At 69.9% G+C, this 16,684-nt stretch carries 12 protein-coding genes; 4 read left to right on the forward strand and 8 right to left on the reverse strand.

Annotated features, from left to right (window positions below; translation table 11 throughout):
* The first annotated feature begins 49 nt into the window (after positions 1 to 49).
* Positions 50 to 1,264 (forward strand): IS110 family transposase, encoded by a 1,215-nt coding sequence (locus ACWED2_RS38650; protein WP_449695474.1) that lies wholly within the window; start codon positions 50 to 52, stop codon positions 1,262 to 1,264.
* A 151-nt stretch (positions 1,265 to 1,415) separates the two neighbouring features.
* Here ACWED2_RS38650 and ACWED2_RS38655 read toward each other — a convergent pair whose 3' ends face one another.
* The 3 genes from ACWED2_RS38655 to ACWED2_RS38665 all read right to left on the reverse strand — a co-directional run bounded on the left by ACWED2_RS38655 (position 1,416) and on the right by ACWED2_RS38665 (position 5,484).
* Positions 1,416 to 3,629: a glycosyl hydrolase family 18 protein gene (locus ACWED2_RS38655; protein ID WP_449695511.1), complete on the reverse strand. Its 2,214-nt coding sequence runs from the start codon at positions 3,627 to 3,629 to the stop codon at positions 1,416 to 1,418.
* A 161-nt stretch (positions 3,630 to 3,790) separates the two neighbouring features.
* Positions 3,791 to 4,570, reverse strand: a complete 780-nt coding sequence (locus ACWED2_RS38660; protein ID WP_449695475.1) for an enoyl-CoA hydratase/isomerase family protein — start codon at positions 4,568 to 4,570, stop codon at positions 3,791 to 3,793.
* A gap of 2 nt (positions 4,571 to 4,572) precedes the next feature.
* Positions 4,573 to 5,484: a PaaX family transcriptional regulator gene (locus ACWED2_RS38665; RefSeq protein WP_449695512.1), complete on the reverse strand. Its 912-nt coding sequence runs from the start codon at positions 5,482 to 5,484 to the stop codon at positions 4,573 to 4,575.
* A 193-nt stretch (positions 5,485 to 5,677) separates the two neighbouring features.
* Between ACWED2_RS38665 and ACWED2_RS38670 the strand changes: the two genes are divergently transcribed.
* The gene (locus tag ACWED2_RS38670) at positions 5,678 to 7,315 is read left to right on the forward strand and encodes an ABC-F family ATP-binding cassette domain-containing protein (protein WP_449695476.1); all 1,638 of its coding nucleotides are present in this window, start codon (positions 5,678 to 5,680) and stop codon (positions 7,313 to 7,315) included.
* Positions 7,316 to 7,754: 439 nt separating this feature from the next.
* On the opposite strand, the gene ACWED2_RS38675 is transcribed toward ACWED2_RS38670, so the two are convergent.
* The 4 genes from ACWED2_RS38675 to ACWED2_RS38690 all read right to left on the reverse strand — a co-directional run bounded on the left by ACWED2_RS38675 (position 7,755) and on the right by ACWED2_RS38690 (position 12,989).
* On the reverse strand, positions 7,755 to 8,576 hold the full coding sequence (locus tag ACWED2_RS38675) for a carbohydrate ABC transporter permease (RefSeq protein ID WP_449695477.1): 822 nt from the start codon (positions 8,574 to 8,576) through the stop codon (positions 7,755 to 7,757).
* A complete protein-coding gene (locus tag ACWED2_RS38680; RefSeq protein WP_449695478.1) occupies positions 8,573 to 9,502 on the reverse strand; it encodes a carbohydrate ABC transporter permease in 930 nt (309 codons plus the stop codon). The genes ACWED2_RS38675 and ACWED2_RS38680 overlap by 4 nt, the downstream gene beginning before the upstream one ends.
* Before the next feature lie 18 nt (positions 9,503 to 9,520).
* Positions 9,521 to 10,792, reverse strand: a complete 1,272-nt coding sequence (locus ACWED2_RS38685) for an extracellular solute-binding protein (RefSeq protein WP_449695479.1) — start codon at positions 10,790 to 10,792, stop codon at positions 9,521 to 9,523.
* 106 nt (positions 10,793 to 10,898) lie between these two features.
* Positions 10,899 to 12,989: an alpha-galactosidase gene (locus ACWED2_RS38690; protein WP_449695480.1), complete on the reverse strand. Its 2,091-nt coding sequence runs from the start codon at positions 12,987 to 12,989 to the stop codon at positions 10,899 to 10,901.
* Positions 12,990 to 13,274: 285 nt separating this feature from the next.
* On the opposite strand from ACWED2_RS38690, the gene ACWED2_RS38695 reads away from it, so the two are divergent.
* The gene (locus ACWED2_RS38695) at positions 13,275 to 14,219 is read left to right on the forward strand and encodes a hypothetical protein (protein ID WP_449695481.1); all 945 of its coding nucleotides are present in this window, start codon (positions 13,275 to 13,277) and stop codon (positions 14,217 to 14,219) included.
* Between the two features lie 47 nt (positions 14,220 to 14,266).
* On the opposite strand, the gene ACWED2_RS38700 is transcribed toward ACWED2_RS38695, so the two are convergent.
* Positions 14,267 to 15,223, reverse strand: coding sequence for a methionyl-tRNA formyltransferase (locus tag ACWED2_RS38700; RefSeq protein WP_449695482.1), 957 nt, complete (start codon positions 15,221 to 15,223; stop codon positions 14,267 to 14,269).
* A gap of 114 nt (positions 15,224 to 15,337) precedes the next feature.
* Between ACWED2_RS38700 and ACWED2_RS38705 the strand changes: the two genes are divergently transcribed.
* Entirely contained in the window at positions 15,338 to 16,639 is a 1,302-nt protein-coding gene (locus tag ACWED2_RS38705) for a lysine N(6)-hydroxylase/L-ornithine N(5)-oxygenase family protein (protein ID WP_449695483.1), read from the forward strand.
* The last annotated feature ends 45 nt before the right edge of the window (positions 16,640 to 16,684 follow it).

Here is a 16,684-nt window from a genome sequence, read left to right on the forward strand (position 1 = left end):
CGGCGGGTCGTCCACGGGGTGCAGCTGGGAAGACGGGAGGACCGGCCGGATGGCCGTGGGCAAGGTGTGGGTCGGGATCGATGTCGGCAAGGGCTTCCACCATGCGTGCGCGGTGGACGAGACCGGGAAGATCGTGTTCTCGCGGAAGGTCCCCAACGGGCAGACCGCGATTGAGCAGCTGATCGCCCGGACCACCGCGAAAGCGTCCGAGGTGGTGTGGGCGGTCGACATGACCTCCGGCGCGGCCGGTTTGCTGATCACGTTGCTGCTGGCCACGGGGCAGCCGGTGGTGTCGGTGCCGGGCCGGCTGGTCAACCGGATGTCCGGCGCCTTCGCCGGCGAGGGCAAAACCGACGCTCGTGATGCCCGCACCATCGCCGAAACCGCCCGGATGCGCGGCGATCTCACGCCGATCACCACCCCTGATGCGGTCGTGACCGACCTGCAGGTGCTCACCGCGCGGCGGGAGGACCTGATGGCCGACTGGGTCCGCGGAGTCAACCGGGTCCGGGAGCTGCTGGCAAGCATTTTTCCCGCGCTGGAGCGGGCGTTCGACTACTCGACCCGTTCGGCGCTGGTGCTGATCACGGGTTTCCAGACTCCCGACGGCATCCGCGCGGCCGGAGCAGCCGGTCTGTCGGCCTATCTGGCCGAGCATGGTGCCTGGGCCAAGGGCATCCCGTCCATGGTGGACAAGGCTCTGGCGGCCGCAGCGGAGCAGACCGTTGCCCTGGCAGGAGAATCGGTGACCGCGCCGTTGATCGCCCGGCTGGCGCGTCAGCTGCTGGAGCTGGACCGGGAGATCAAGGACCTGGGCAAGCAACTCGCCGAACGGTTCGGTGAGCATCCCGATGCCGGGCACATCACCAGCCTCGACGGGTTCGGTCCCATTCTGGGTGCGCAGCTGCTGGCCGGGACCGGCGGCGACCTGCAGGCCGCGTTCCGCAGTGCCGCGCATCTGGCGGCCTATGCCGGGCTGGCGCCGGTGCCCCGTGATTCCGGGCGGATACGGGGCAACCTGCACCGCCCGCAGCGCTACCACCGCGGCCTGCGCCGGGTGTTCTACCTGGCCGCGCTCTCGGCGATCAAACGCCCCGATAGCCCTTCGCGGGTGTTCTACCTGCGCAAACGTGATGAGGGGAAGGGGCACACCCAAGCACTGATCGCCCTGGCACGCCGCCTGGTCGACGTCATCTGGGCCCTGCTGCGCGACGGCCGCGAGTTCCATCCCTCACCACCGGCCGCAGCCGCAGCTACTGCTTGACACAGTCATTGAGACTCCTCGAGACGACGGTGTCCTGGGGCGCGCCGGCTCAGTGTCATGGTCCAGACCATCGCTGGTCAAGCTTTTCTTTGTGCCCCAAAGAAAGGGTTCAGCCCGCTGAACGGAAACGTTCAGCGGGCTGAACGGAACGTCAGCCGAGCCCGGCGCTCACCGCGTTCATCAGCGCGCCGGTGTCGCCCGACATCTCCCACGCCATCACGCCGAGCAGCCCGCGCGACTTGAGCCACGTCGTCTTCAGCCCGATCGACCAGGCGTCGTCGAACGTCCACCACTGCCCGCCGTTGCCCGTGTAGCACGACGTCGCGACCGCCGCCGTGTCGTGGTGGACCGTGCATCCAGGCACGCTCGCCACCAGGTTCGCGTACCCGCGGGTGCCTGCTTCCTCGGCGAACTGGCCCGGCGCCGCGCCGGTCGCCGACTGCCATTCGCCGCTCTTCCCGCCGTCGGCCACGCCCTGCCAGCCGCGGCCGTAGAATGCCAGGCCGAGCGTCAGCCGCCGTGGATCGACGCCGGCATTCGTGTACGCGTTGATCGCGCTTTCCGCACTGAAGTGGAAGTTGTCCGGGTCGTCCGCGTCGGCGTACAGGTTGCCCTGGTGGCCGGTGCGGTTCGGCTCCCACGAGTTGTCGCTGCCCGCCCCGTGGAAGTCGTACCCCTGCACGTTCGCCACGTCCAGGTAACTGAACACCTTCGCCAGGTCCCAACCCGAAGCGACCTTCGCCGGGTCGGCCGGGGTGAACGCGTGCAGCTGGTACCGCTTGCCGGTGGTCGCGCCGTAGGCGTCCAGCTGTGTGCGGAACTCGGCCAGCAGCGCGGTGAGGTTCGCCTTGTCGTTCGGGTTCCAGTGGTTGCCCGGGTGCCCGTCGCCGCTCGCCGGCCACTCCCAGTCGAGATCGATGCCGTCGAAGATGCCGGCCGCGGTGCCCGGGCCGCCCGCGCCGCCGTAGGGCGCGATGTTGCCCTTCAGCCACGTGTCCACACAGGACGCGACGAACTTCTTGCGCGAGGCGTCGGTGGCGGCGACGTCCGAGAAGTACTTCGAATACGTCCAGCCGCCGAGCGACACCAGCACCTTCAGGTTCGGGTGCTTCGCCTTGAGCTTCTTCAGCTGGTTGAAGTTGCCGCGCAGTGACTCCCAGCCGGTGTCGGCCACACCGTCGACGGACTGCGCCGCCGCGAACGGCCGCGAGTAGTCGGCCTCGGCATCACCGGCGCCGTCGCCCTGGTTGGGGTCCTGCGGGTTGGCCGTGGTGCCCTTCGTGACCCCGGACAGGCAGGTCAGGTTCACCGGATCGATGTTCTCGAACGCGTACAGCAAGTGCGTCAGCTTCGCCGCCGCGCCCGACGTTTCCAGGTTCTTCACGAAGTACTGGCGCCCGTAGATGCCCCACTGCACGAAGTACCCGACCTTCGCGTAGCCCGAGACGATGTCGCCGGTCCGCGCGGTCACCGCGGCGCTCGGCGCCGAAACGTTGTCGTAGCCGTCGCGGGCGCGCACCGTGAACGTGTACGAAGTGGACGGTGCCAGCCCGGTCACCACCGCCGACGTCGTGGTCACCGTCGTGGCCAGCACCGACCCGCGGTACACGTCGTAGCCGATCACGCCGGTGTTGTCCGTCGACGCCGTCCACGCCAGGGAGACGCTGCCCGAGTCGGCGGCCGTCGAGCGCAACCCGGTCGGCGCGGACGGCGCCTGCGTGTCGTCGGCCGGGTTGTTCGTCGTGACAGTCAGAGAAGCGCTCGCCGGGGAGGTGTTCCCCTTGGCATCCTTGGCTTTCACGGTGAACGAGTAGGCCGTGCCCGGAGCGAGCCCGGAGACGGTGGCGCTCGTCCCGGTCACCGACGCGGCCACTGAATTCCCCTGGTAGACGTCGTACCCGGTCACCGGCAAGGAGCCGGCCGCCGAAGCGTTCCACGCCAGCGCGACCGACTTCGTCGTCTTCGCGACCAGGCGCAGGTTCGCCGGCGCGCCCGGCGGGGTGTCCGGTGAACCGTCGCAGTTGGCGTTGTCGACGCGGCACTGCGTCGGCGTCGCGGCGGCACTCAGCCGGAACGTCGGGCTGTACGGGTAGGTGTTCCGGCCCGGCGCCAGCGTCGCGATGTAGTACGCGGGCGTCAGCGTGACCTGGGTGCCGTTCTGGGACACCGTGCCGTGTTCCCCGGTCGAAGCCGTGACGCCGGCGGGGAGCGTGAACGTGATCGCCCAGTTGCTCACCGACGTGGTTCCGGTGTTCGCGACCGTGTAGGTGCCGGTGGTGCCGCTCATCGCCAGGGTGGCGGTCAGCGAGCCGGCTGCGGCGGCGGGTGGGGCGAGCGCCGCGGTGCCGCCGAGTGCGATGAGCAAGGCGGCGAGTGCGGAGCGTAGTCGTGCGGGAGTGCGTCTCATGGCGGTTCTCCAAGCGGCACGAGGCGGGGGACGATGTGGTCTAGACCACATCGAATGTAACCCGGTGCGGCGAGAACCGCGCACGCCCGAACGGCGGCAACCGGTGTCCGAACGGACGGTTAACGTCCCGAGAAGGTCGCCTTCCCCGGTCCGTCGGCGAGGAACGACTTCACGGCGGTGCGGAGGTCTTCGGTGTCGAAGAGCTGGGCCGCGATCGTCGTGATGTGCGCGTTCGCCTCGGGGACGCCGCCGGCGGAGAAGTGGTCGAGCACGCGCTTGGTCGCCGCGTGGGCCCGCGTCGGTCCCTCGGCCAGCCGGCGGGTGAAAGCGCGCGCGGCGTCGTCGAAGCCCTCGTCCGGCAGGACGCGGTTGACGACGTTCCAGCGCTCCAGCGTCGCGGCGTCGTAGGTGTCGCCGGTCAGCACGAACTCTTTGGCGCGCCCGACGCCGGCGCGCGCGGCCAGCCGCTGGGTGCCGCCCATGGTCGGCGTCAGGCCGACGACCTTCTCGACCAGCCCGAACTTCGCGCGCTCGGCGGCGAGGATGAGGTCGCAGGCCACGGCGACCTCGAACGCCCAGGTCAGGCACAGGCCGTGCGCCGCGAACACCGTCGGGAACGGCAGCGCCGCGATGCGGTCCGGCACCGCCAGCATTTCGTCGAACAGCACCTTCGCCTCGTCGGGCGAGCCCTGGGCGTCGAACAGCGAAACGTCGACACCGCCACTGACGATCTTGCCTTCGGCGCGGATGAGCAGCGCCCGCGCGGGTTCGGCCTCCAGCTCGCCGATCGCCGAGGAGAGCGAGGACTGCAGCGAAGCCGTGTAGAGGTTCAACGGCGGAGCGTCGACGGTCAGGACGGCGAGCCCGCCGTCACGATCGAGGCGGACCTGCTGAGTCATGTTCACCCTGCTTCTTCGGCTTCGACGATATCGTCCCAATACTGCTGGGCCTCGGGGCGCCAGTCGACGTGTTTGTGATGGAACAGCTCCGCCGCCTTCGTCCCGCTCCACTTCGCCGGCAGCAGCTCGGCGGGCAGCTGTGGGTCGAGGAAGGGGAAGCGCCGCCACTCGTGGACCAGCTCGGTCTGCGCGCGCAGCACCGCGCGGCCGCCGGTGGGGTGCAGGCCGGTGAAGCGGTCGATGAAGTCCTCGTAGCGGTCCTTGAGGTCGGTCAGGTCCCAGGACCGGGCGACCATGGACTCCTGCTCGCCGACCTCGCCGTACGCGGCGGTGAACGACATCGCCTGCGCGTCGAGGCCGAGCTCGTTGACGATCTGCTGGGCCTCCCGCTGGCGGGACAGATCCGGGCTGACCCACACACCGGCGACCGGCGAGCCGAAGCCCGCCCAGGTCAGCCGGGTGCGCAGCCGGTGGCGCAGGTCGCGCTTGGCCTCGGGGACGGAGACGATCAGCATCAGCCACTGCCCGTTCCAGCGGCGTTCCTCGCGGCCGAACGCGTAGATCCGGTCGGCGCCCTCGGTCAGCAGGCGGCGCCCCGGCGGGGTCAGCGACCAGCGCACGCGGCGTCCGACGCGTTCGGAGACCACCCAGCCCTCGGCGGCGGAGCGGGCCAGCGCCTGCCGCGCGGACTTCTCCTCGATGTCGAGGATGCCGAGCACCTCGACGAGCATCGACGTCCAGACCGGCTTGTCCCGCGGCAGCGCGTACTCGCCGAGGACGGTCATCAGCAGCGACCGCGCGCTGGCGTGGCTGACCTCGCGCCGCCGGCTCACCGTGGGCCGGGGCGCGGACGGGCGGCTTTCCCTCGGCTTCGGCCTGCGGCCGAGGGTGACCGGGGGAGCGGGCTCGCCCATGCTGTTCACCGACCTCACTGTGTTTGTGGCACCACCGGGTAGTGGTACTGCCGTTGTGGCACTGACGAGCTGCGGCACTGACAACCGAACAGGGTACCCACAGTGAGTGATCAAAGCGCCACGGGACACACACGGCCGGTGGTTTTGACCTTGATCTGACAGTTCACCACGAGGTCGTAGACTCGGCTACCTCATGAGCGCAACTCTCGTCGCGAAGGACCTGGCCGCGGGCCACGGTGACCGCATCCTCTTCTCCGGCCTCGATCTCGTGGTGGCGCCCGGCGACGTCGTCGGCCTGGTCGGGGTCAACGGCGCCGGCAAGTCGACACTCCTGCGGACCCTCGCCGGGCTCGCGAAGCCGGACAGCGGCGAGGTCCGGCTGAACCCGCCGTCCGCCACGGTCGGGCACCTGCCGCAGGAGCCGGAGCGGCGCGAAGGCGAGTCGGTGCGGGCCTTCCTGGCGCGCCGCACCGGCGTCTCGGCGGCGCAGGCGGACCTCGACTCGGCGACTTCGGCCCTCACCGACGGCGCAGCGGGCGCGGACGACCTCTACGCGGCGGCCCTCGACCGCTGGCTCGCCCTCGGCGGCGCCGACCTCGACGACCGGGCCGCCGAAGTCGCCGCCGACCTCGGCTTGGCCGTGGACCTGGACCAGCCGATGACGTCGCTTTCGGGCGGCCAGGCGGCGCGGGCCGGGCTGGCGTCGCTGCTGCTGAGCCGCTACGACGTCTTCCTGCTCGACGAGCCGACGAACGACCTCGACCTGGACGGCCTGGCCCGCCTCGAGCGGTTCGTGACCGGCCTCCGCGCGGCGACGGTGCTGGTGAGCCACGACCGCGAGTTCCTGGCGCGCACGGTCGACCGCGTCGTCGAGCTGGACCTGGCCCAGCAGCAGGTGAACGTCTACGGCGGCGGCTACGAGTCCTACCTCGAAGAGCGCGAGGTCGCGCGCCGGCACGCGCGCGAGGACTACGAGGAGTATGCCGACACGAAGGCGGCGCTCGAGGCACGCGGGCGGATGCAGCGGGCGTGGATGGAGAAGGGCGTCAAGAACGCCCGCCGGAAGCAGCCGGACAACGACAAGGCGGCGCGCAAGTTCCGCAGCGAGGCGACGGAGAAGCAGGCGTCGAAGGCGCGGCAGACCGACCGGATGATCGAGCGACTGGACGTCGTCGAAGAGCCGCGCAAGGAGTGGGAGCTGCGGATGGAGATCGCCGCGGCCCCCCGGGCGGGCGCGGTGGTGGCGACCCTGCGCGGCGCGGTGGTCCGGCGCGGCGGGTTCACGCTCGGGCCGGTCGACCTGCAGATCGACTGGGCGGACAAGGTCGCCATCACCGGGGCGAACGGATCGGGCAAGTCGACGCTCCTGGCGGCCCTGCTGGGCCGGGTCGAGTTGGCCGACGGGGCCGCCGCGCTGGGCCCGGGCGTCGTGGTCGGCGAGGTCGACCAGGCGCGGCGGCTGTTCCTGGGTGACGTCCCACTGGTGTCGGCGTTCGCGCAGGAGGTGCCGGAGTTCGCGGACGCGGAGGTCCGGACGCTACTGGCGAAGTACGGCCTGAAGGCGGCCCACGTACTCCGCCCGGCGGCGACGCTCTCGCCGGGGGAGCGCACTCGGGCGGCGCTGGCTCTGCTGCAGGCGCGGGGAGTGAACCTGCTGGTCCTGGACGAGCCGACCAACCACCTGGACCTGCCGGCGATCGAGCAACTGGAGGCGGCGCTGGAGAAGTACCCGGGAACGCTCCTGCTGGTGACGCACGACCGCCGGATGCTCGATGCGGTGAAGGTGACCCGCAGGCTGGCGGTGGACGGCGGCAAGGTCAGCGAAGTGTGACCGGCGGTTGTTCCGGCCCTCGGTCCTCCCAGTACCGGTCGCCGGTCATCGGTGCTGGATGCCGGACATTCATGAGCAGTGCTCTCGAATGTGATCATCGCTCGCGACGCCAAGTGAGCGGTGCTCTCCTTTTGGAGCACCATGTCGGAGTGGTGGTGAGCAGTGCTCTCGGAACTAAGCGGCGCGCGCCGGGATATCGGTGAGCGCTGCTCTCCCGGTTGAAGCGTGGGTGCGGTGAGAGAGAGCGGTGCTCTCTGAGCTGTGTGGTGGGCGCTCTCGGGCGAGAGCGGTGCTCTCCTGGCTGGGCGGCGGGCACTGTCGCGGGAGAGCGGTGCTCTCCGAGTCGGGCGGCGGGTGCTGCGGGGCGAGAGCGGTGCTCTTGATTGAGAGCGCCGTCGACCCGGGGAATGTGATCAGTGCTCTCGCGCGAGAGCGGCGCTCACCCCTTCGTCGCCCCGCCCGTCAGGCCCTTCACGAACTGCTTCTGCAGGGCCAGATAAAAGACCAACACCGGCAGCGTCGCCAGGAACATCAGCGCGAACACGCTCCCCAGATCCGCCTGGTACTGGCCGATCGAGCGGTAGATGCCCGTCGTGATCGTCGTTCCCTGGCTGGGGCCGAGGATGATCAGCGGGTCGATGAAGTCGTTCCAGATCCACACGCCCAGGAAGATCAGCACCGATGCCGTCGCCGGGCGGAGCAACGGGAACACCACCCGCCAGAACACCTGCATGCGGCTGGCGCCGTCGAGCAGGGCCGCCTCCTCCAGCTCCACCGGCACCCCGCGGATGAACCCCGTGAACACGAACACCCCGAACGGCACGTAGTACCCGACGTTGAACAGGACCAGCCCGGGCAGCGTCGCCATCAGGTGGGTGACGCGCAGGACGTCGGTGATCGGGATGAGGATCACCTGCGGCGGGATCATCAGCCCCGCGAGGAGCACCAGCGTCAGCACCTTCGTCCACCGCTTGGCCGAGCGCGCCAGGTAGTGGCCGAGCATCGCCGACAGCACCGTCAGCACCAGGATCGACAGCACCGTCACCACGATGCTGTTGGTCAGGCTCACCCAGAACAGCCCGTCCGGGCGGGTCAGCACCGCGTGGATGTTCGCCAGCGTCGGCGGGACCGGCAAGGACGCCGGCGACTTCGCGATGAGCGAACCCTCCTTGAACACGTTCGCCAGCACCAGGTACAGCGGCACGAAGAACACCGCGCTGACGAACAACGCGACCGCGGGCCGCGACCACGAGCGGATCACAGGTCCACCTCCCGGCGGCGGAGGAAGTTCAGCACCACCGTCGTCACGACGGCGACGATCACCAGCATCAGCACGGCCATCGCCGACGCGTAGCCGACGTGGTTCGAGTCGAAGCCCGTCTGGAGGACGTCGAACGCGATCGTCGCCGTGGAGCCGGAACCGGGGCCGCCGTTGGTGATCACCTTGACGTAGTCGTAGGTCTTGAACGCCGAAATCAGCAGCACCACCGTGTTGATCGTCAACGACGGCGCCAGCAGCGGCCACGTCACCGCGCGGAACCGGCGCAACGGCCCGGCGCCGTCGATCTCCGCCGCCTCCAGCAGCTCGGTGGGCACGCCCTGCAGCCCGGCCAGGTACACCACGACGCAGAACCCGAGCATCTGCCAGCACACGATCGACGCCACCGAATACAGCGCCACGTCCGGGTCGGACAGCCAGCCCGGCGGGTGGGAGACGCCCACGGCGCGCAGCAGCGAATTCACCGGCCCGCGGTCGTCGAGCAGGCGGGACCAGACGATCGACACCACCACCGAGCTGAGGATCACCGGCGTGAAGAACACGCTCCGCAAAGCGTTGTACAGCCAGCCCTTCCGATCGAGCAGCAGGGCCACGCCGAGGCCCAGGACGTTGGGGACGATCACCACGATCAGCGTCAGGATCGTGGTGACCTGCAGCGCGGTGAGGAACTGCGAGTCGGTGAACAGCAGCTGGTAGTTGTCGAGGCCGACGAACTTCACCGGCGGGTTGAACGGGTTGTAGTTCGTCAGGCTGTAGCCGAAGCTGATCAGGATCGGCGCCATCACGAAACACAGGTAGACGAGCACGCCCGGCGCGCCGAACGACGCGAAGTGCGCCAGCCGCGGCAGGACCGGCCGACGCCGGCGGCGGGGCCGGGCGGCGGCCGAGGGCGGGGACGGGCGGGACATGACGGCGGTCAAGGAACGTCAGCCCGCCTTCGCCCACTCGGTGTCCAGGAACGCGCACGCGTCGGCCACGGACTTGCGGCCGGTGATGACGTCCTGGGCGGCCTGGTCGACCTTGTCCTTCATCCCGGGCAGCAACCCGTCGTCGGCGGTCTCCCACCGGAACGCGTGCACGACGGCGTTCTGCTGCACGGCCTGCGAATACAGGTCGTAGCCCGCCTTGAACGTCGCCCCGGCGTCGGACGGCGGCGTGTACCCCTTGATCGCCGGGAACAGGCCGTCGGCCTTGACGGACGCGTCGAGCTGGTCCTTGTCGAGCTGGAAGCCGAGGGCGAACTTCCGCGCCGCGTCGAGGTTCGCGGCCTTGGCGTTCACGATCATGCCGCCGCCGGTGTAGGCGGGGACGACCAGCTTGCCGTCCTCGGTGGGGAAGTTGAAGATGCCCACCTCGAAGTCGTGCTTCTTCGAGTCCGCGTTGGCCGAGAACCAGTTGCCCATCGGGTACATCGCGCCCTGGCCGTCCAGGAACGCCTGCTCGGTCGCCGCGTAGTCGCGGGACACGCTCGTCTTGTCCACGTACCCGGCGGCCGCGAGGTCGGCGAGCTTCGCGAACGCGTGCTGGAACGCCGGATCGGCGAACTTGACCTTGTCCTGGCGGCGCTGGGTCAGCCAGTCCGGCATCGTGTTGTAGACCTCGGTGCTGACCAGCCCGGACAGGATCATCGACGACGGGAAGCCGTCCTTGCCGCCGCCGATGGTGAACGGCGCGTAGCCCTTGTCCTTGAGCTTGCCGGCGTCGGCGACGAGCTCGTCCCAGGTCTTCGGGGGCGCCGCGATGCCCGCGTCGGCGAACATCTTCTTGTTGTAGTAGATCGGCGGGATGGTCTGGGTGTTGGCCGGCAGCTGGTAGTACTTGCCCTTGACCGGGTTGGCCTGCGGGAACTGGAAGTCCTTCAGCTCCTCGGGCGTCCACGCGTAGAGGTTGCCAGCCTCGGCGAAGCCCGCCGAGTCGACGGCGATCATCACGTCCGGGAACTGGCCGGACTGCAGGAGCTGCTTCGCGTACGACGTCCGCCCGTCGGCGGTCGGCGCGACCAGCTTCTTGACCTTGATGCCCGGGTTCTTGTCGGTGACGCGCTTGATGGCCGCGTCCCAGTAGGCCGGGGTGAGGTTCGGGGTTTCGAACGTCAGGAAGGTGATCTCCGCGTCGCCGCCGCTGCCGGTGTTCGAGCCGACCGAGCATGCGCTCACCGCCAGGAGCGCCGCTGCGCCCAGCGCCAGGGACCTTCTCATGTCCAAGCCACCTTCCACCATATGTGATGTATGACGCATTTGATCGGACCTATTCGGCGATGTCAAGCGTCCGGGGCGGCAAGTGCCGCGAAAAGCGCGAGATAGATCAGATCTTTATGCGATCGAGTCGGAGGACGGTGCTGGCGAAGTCGCCGGGCGGCAGGGTGAGGGGGAGCCCGTGCGCGAGCAGCACGGCCCCGCTGTGCGTGCGGCCCGAACCCGGGTCGCGGTACCGCGCGGCCGGATCGAGGCCGTCGAGCCGCAGCGGCCGCTCCGGCGCGTTGAAGTGCGCGGCCTGCCGGTAGGCGAACACGACCACCCGGTCGCCGTGGACGTACTGGAGGGCGGTCACGCCGTCGTCGTGCGGCGGCCGGAGCCGGTACAGCGCGCCGTGCTGCACGACCGGCCGGATGTCCTTGTAGAGCGCCACGAGGTCCCGGGCCAGCGCGAGATCGTCCTCGGGCCACTGCACGATGTCGCCGCCGAGGCCGAGCACGCCGGCCATGGCGACGTGGAACCGGAACTCGAGCGGCACCGAGCGGGCCGTCACGAAGTTGGGGTTGTCGGTGACCCACGCCGACATCGCGCGAGCCGGGTAGAGCTGGCCGTAGCCGTGCTGGATCCGCAGCCGGTCGAGCGCGTCGGTGTTGTCGGAGGTCCAGACCTGGTCGGTGCGGGCGAGCACGCCGAGGTCGATCCGGCCGCCACCGCCGGAGCAGGACTCGATCCGCAGCCCGGGGTGGTCCGCGCGCAGCCGGTCGAGCAGCGCGTACACCGCGCGGGTGTGCTCCACCCACAACCGGTCCTGGTCGGGTTCGCCGGGCCAGCCCGCTTCGCTGAACGGCCGGTTCATGTCCCACTTGAGGAAGTCGATGCCGTGCGAGCCGACGAGCCGGTCGAGCCACTCGTGCGCCCACGCGGCGACGTCCGGGCGGGCGAAGTTGAGCACCAGCTGCCGCCGCAGCTCCGAGCGGCGCCGGTGCGGGTGGTGCAGCACCCAGTCCGGGTGGGCGCGGTAGAGGTCGCTGTCGGGGTTGACCATCTCGGGCTCGACCCAGATGCCGAACCGCATGCCGAGCCCGTGCACCGCGTCGACCAGGGGCTTGAGGCCGTCGGGGAAGCGCGCGCGGTTGACCTGCCAGTCGCCGAGCCCGGCGTGGTCGCCGGTGCGGGCGCCGAACCAGCCGTCGTCCATCACGAACAGCTCGACCCCGAGCGCGGCCGCCCGCTCGGCGAGGGCGCGCTGCCCGGCCTCGGTGACGTCGAACCCGGTGGCCTCCCACGAGTTGTAGAGCACCGGCCGCAGTTCGCCCGGGTGCGGCAGGACGTGCGCGAGGACGTAGGCGTGCCACGCGCGGCTCGCCGCGCCGAACCCGCCGTCGCTGTACAGCCCCGCGGACACGGGGGTGACCAGCGGGCGGCCCGGCCCGACGCGGTGGACGACACCGTCCTGCCCGAAGCCGCCGCTGACCGTCAGCCGCCCGGTCGACGAGCGCGTGGTGGTCAGCCGCCACGACCCGCTCCACGCCAGCGCGACGCCGTAGACCTCGCCGTGGCGCTCGGTCGCCGTGCCGTCGTCGACCATCACCCACGGGTTCGCGTGGTGGCCGGTGATCCCGCGACGGCTGCCGAAGACGGTTTCCCCGTGCGGCACCGGCGACCGGTGCAGCTGCGTCTCCGCCGCCCAGCGGCCGGTGACGTGGCTGAGCCGGTAGTCCTCGAAGACCGGCAACGCCCAGGTGGCGGAGTCGGCCCGGACGACCTCGACGTCGGTGTCGGCGCTCAGCTCGGTCCAGCGTTCGAGGACGGCGCCGCGCAGCCGGTAGTGCAGGGTGATCCGCAACGGGTAGTGCCGGTCCTCGAAGAACAGGCGCAGGTGGTCGGCGGTGGTGTCATGGCCGGCGTACCGCCATTCGAGGGCCCGCGTTCCGTCGGCGAACCGGACCTGCAGGGCGGGTGTCCAGTAGCGGGTGCCGCCGTCGGCGGCGAGTTCGCCGAGTCCCTCGTTCGGGTCGTTGAAGCCGTCCCACCAGGGGAGCGTCTTCCCGGTCAGCTCGGCGACGTCGGTGCCGGGCAGCGCCGGCCCCCAGTAGACGTGGGTCGGGACGTCGTCCTCGTCGAGCCGGAGCGCGTACGTGCTCGAGTCCCCGGTGAGCACCCAGGTGCGGTGTTCTTCGAGGAAGCTGATCCCGGCCATGCGGGACATCCTGCTCATCGGCGCGGCCGCCGCCAAGGGATGTCCCGCTCACCGGTCACCGCCCAACCGTGACAATCGCGCCTCCATGGCGTTATTTCTTGCGGCTGTTCGAGTGGCTTTCAAACAGTGATATTGGTGCCACCGGGTGGCCGCCGTAACAATGAGTGAGATCGGAAAGATTCGAGGGGTGAGGCGACGTGGCGGCGGCGCCGTCGTCGACGAGGGGAGATCGCCGTGGTGGTGGACAGCAGGCTGAGGAATGGGCAAGCGGAACCGGGGGTCCGGGTGGACTGCCCGTGCCTGTCCGATCTCATCGAGGCCAAGCAGAACGGGCGGCCGGAATTCGCGGCGATGCGAGCGGCGTACGAGGACAGCCAGGGAAAGATCTTGGAGGAGTACTACGCGCTCAATTTCCCGGCGGCGATCCTGCTCGTCCTCGCGAAGGAGCAGACCGAGGCCGACGGCGGCGCGGAGCGGAACGTCCTCAAGATGAGGCTGTACTACGACGCGCTGCAGAGCACGACGGACGTCGACGACGTCTTCCGGTCGGCCCGCCGGGTCGAGCGGAAGTACTCGGTCCTGTTGGAGGGGAAGACCCAGGAGATCCTGGCGCGGGGCATCTACACCACGGCTGTCGTCCTCCTGGGCGTGCTCGACGCGATGGTGGGTTCGCCGGACAAGCCGAAGCGGGTGCAGGCCGCGGCCGTGTCGGCCCAGAAGGAGCTCCGCCAGATCGAGCAGAACGCGCGTGACGCCGCTCAGGACCGCGCGCTCGCCCGCTATCTGGGTGGTCTCGCCGCGGGTTTCGTCTTGGCCGTCGCCGCCGTGATCGCCCTGAAGTTCGTGCCCATGAAGGCCGAAATCGTCACCACGCTGATCATCAGCCTGGCTTCGGGTGCCATCGGCGCGATCCTGAGTGTCATGATCCGCGCGGGCGACCGGCAGAAATTGAATGTGAGCCTTGCTCAGGGACGGTTCGTGGCCTTTATGTCCGGGTTCTTCCGGCTGATCATCGGAGCCGTGTTCGGCGCGTCGATGTTCGTGCTCGTGAGCGCCGGATTGCTGCCGATCGCGCTTCCCGCTTCGGTGGAAAAGGTCAACTTCTTCTTCGCCGGGCTCGCGTTCCTCGCCGGGTTCAGCGAACGCTGGGCACAGGACACGATCGTCCGCACCCTGCCCGGCGCCGCGGACCAGAACACGGTCGTGCCGGCGCGGGGCAAGGACGCCTGACCGGTCACGGGCGGTCGGTCAGTCCATCCAGGCCCCCGCCACCACCCTCAACGGAGACGCTTCGCGTCACTGCACAAGTAGCCGCCCATCGTCTTGAAGTACTCGTGCGCGGGCAGGTCGGTCCCGTCGGCGGTGCGGACGCGCTCGACCAGCAGGCCGGGGGACTGCCCGCGGCGGGCGCCCGGCCCGGCGACGATCACCACGCCGTCGCCCTCCCGGATGAAGATCCGGCCCGGCGTGCCGCCGTAGTGCCCCTGCGAAACCGACGCCTTCAGGATCCGCAGCTCCTCGCCGCGGTGATAGGTGAACGCGTTCGGGTACGGGTCGGACAGCGCGCGCACGAACCGCTCGAGGTCCGCGGGCGGCAGCGTCCAGTCGATCAGGCTGTCCCGCTTGGCCCGCTTGTGGAAGAAGCTGGCCTTCGACCGGTCCTGCGGCACCGGCGTGTACCCGGTCTCGATGAGGGCGATGGCCTCGGCGGTGATCGGGGCGATGAGGTCGACCGTGCGGTGGAAGAGGTCGGTCGTGGTGTCGGACGGCCCGACCGGGATCGCGCGCTGCAGCACGATGTCGCCGGCGTCGAGCTCGCCGTCCATCATGTGGGCGGTGACGCCGACCTCGGGCTCGCCGTTGATCATGGCCCAGATGAGCGGTGAGAAGCCCGCGTACGCCGGCAGCAGCGAGTCGTGGATGTTGAGGGTGCCGTGGCGCGGCAGCTCGAAGATCTCCGGCGGCAGCCAGGTGCGCCAGTTGTTCGCGACGATCAGGTCGAGGCCGGCGGCCTGGAGTTCGGCGAGCAGTTCGGCGTCGTCCAGGCGGTTGCGCAGCAGCACGCGGATGCCGTGCTCTTCGGCGAGGTCGGCGACCGAGTCGGCCCAGATCCGCTCGTAGGCGTGGTCGCTCTTCGGGTGGGTGACCACGAGGGCGACCTCGTGGCCGGCGTCGATGAGCGCCTGGAGGGTCCGGTGCCCCCAGGTCTGGTAGCCGAACATCGCCACGCGCATTCGAGAGTGCCTTTCATGGTCGGGGGACGAACATCACCACGAACGTACTAGGCGAGGCTCGCCTAAGTTAGGTTAGGGTTCCCTGAACCGTACCGGAGCGCGCGAGGGAGCAACATGAGTGCAGAGGTCCCGATCTACGACATCGTCGGCGTGGGCTTCGGACCGTCGAACCTGGCCCTCGCGATCGCCCTCGCCGAGCACAACGACCTGGGCGCGGGGGAGCCGGTGACCGCGCACTTCCTCGAGCGGCAGCCGCGCTTCGGCTGGCACCGCGGGATGCTGATCGACACCGCCACGATGCAGGTGTCGTTCCTCAAGGACCTGGTCACCATGCGGAACCCGACCAGCGAGTTCAGCTTCCTCAACTACCTCCACGCCGCCGGCCGGCTGGTCGACTTCATCAACCACAAGAACCTCTTCCCGCTGCGCGTGGAGTTCCACGACTACTTCGAGTGGGCGGCCGCGAAGGTCGACGACGTCGTCTCCTACGGCACCGAGGTCGTCTCCGTGACGCCGGTGTACGACGGCGCCGAAGTCGCGTACTTCGACGTCCAGGCCTCGGACGGGTCGGCGCTGCGGGCCCGGAACCTCGTGATGGGCACGGGGCTGCGGCCCCAGCTGCCCGAGGGCGTCACCACCGGCGAGCGGATCTGGCACAACAGCGAGCTGCTGTTCCGCGTCGAGGGCCTGCGCGAGGCGGATCCGAAGCGGTTCGTCGTGGTCGGGGCCGGCCAGAGCGCGGCCGAGGTCGCCGCGTTGCTGCACGAGGAGTTCCCGCGCGCCGAGGTGTGCGCGGTGTTCGCCCGCTACGGCTACAGCCCGGCCGACGACAGCTCGTTCGCCAACCGGATCTTCGACCCCGAGGCGGTCGACCAGTTCTACCGCGCGGGCGAGCCGGTGAAGGACCGCCTGATGCGCTACCACGGCGCGACGAACTACTCGGCCGTCGACATCGACCTGATCGACGAGCTCTACCGGCGCGTCTACCGCGAGAAGGTGCTGGGCGTGGAGCGGTTGCGGCTGTTCAACGTCTCGCGCCCGGTCGAGGTGACCGACACGGGAACGGTGACGGTCGAGTCCCTGACGACGGGCGAGCGCACGGTCCTGGCCGCCGACGCGGTCGTCTACGCCACGGGGTACCGGCCCGCGGACCCGACGCCGCTGCTCGGCGAACTGGGCCCGCGGTGCCTGCGCGACGACTCCGGGCGCCTGCGTGTGGAGCGCGACTACCGGCTGACCACGGACTTCCCGGTCCGGGGCGGGATCTACCTGCAGGGCGGCACCGAGCACACGCACGGCATCACGTCGTCGCTGCTGTCGAACACCGCGGTGCGGGTGGGGGAGATCCTGCAGTCCGTGGTGGACCGCCGGGTGGTCGCGGCGCCGGCGGGGGAGCTCGCGATCAGCCTACGCTGAACTGCCACACGGTGGTGACAGTGAGGCGTAGGGCGATTGCACGAC

It is taken from the genome of Amycolatopsis sp. NPDC005003, assembly GCF_053600695.1.

Bases quoted from the DNA above. Each gene is read 5' to 3' on its own strand.
- ACWED2_RS38650 (WP_449695474.1), top strand. From the start codon at position 50: ATGGCCGTGGGCAAGGTGTGGGTCGGGATCGATGTCGGCAAGGGCTTC.
- ACWED2_RS38660 (WP_449695475.1), bottom strand. From the start codon at position 4,570: ATGACTCAGCAGGTCCGCCTCGATCGTGACGGCGGGCTCGCCGTCCTG.
- ACWED2_RS38665 (WP_449695512.1), bottom strand. From the start codon at position 5,484: ATGGGCGAGCCCGCTCCCCCGGTCACCCTCGGCCGCAGGCCGAAGCCG.
- ACWED2_RS38670 (WP_449695476.1), top strand. From the start codon at position 5,678: ATGAGCGCAACTCTCGTCGCGAAGGACCTGGCCGCGGGCCACGGTGAC.
- ACWED2_RS38680 (WP_449695478.1), bottom strand. From the start codon at position 9,502: ATGTCCCGCCCGTCCCCGCCCTCGGCCGCCGCCCGGCCCCGCCGCCGG.
- ACWED2_RS38685 (WP_449695479.1), bottom strand. From the start codon at position 10,792: ATGAGAAGGTCCCTGGCGCTGGGCGCAGCGGCGCTCCTGGCGGTGAGC.
- ACWED2_RS38690 (WP_449695480.1), bottom strand. From the start codon at position 12,989: ATGGCCGGGATCAGCTTCCTCGAAGAACACCGCACCTGGGTGCTCACC.
- ACWED2_RS38700 (WP_449695482.1), bottom strand. From the start codon at position 15,223: ATGCGCGTGGCGATGTTCGGCTACCAGACCTGGGGGCACCGGACCCTC.
- ACWED2_RS38705 (WP_449695483.1), top strand. From the start codon at position 15,338: ATGAGTGCAGAGGTCCCGATCTACGACATCGTCGGCGTGGGCTTCGGA.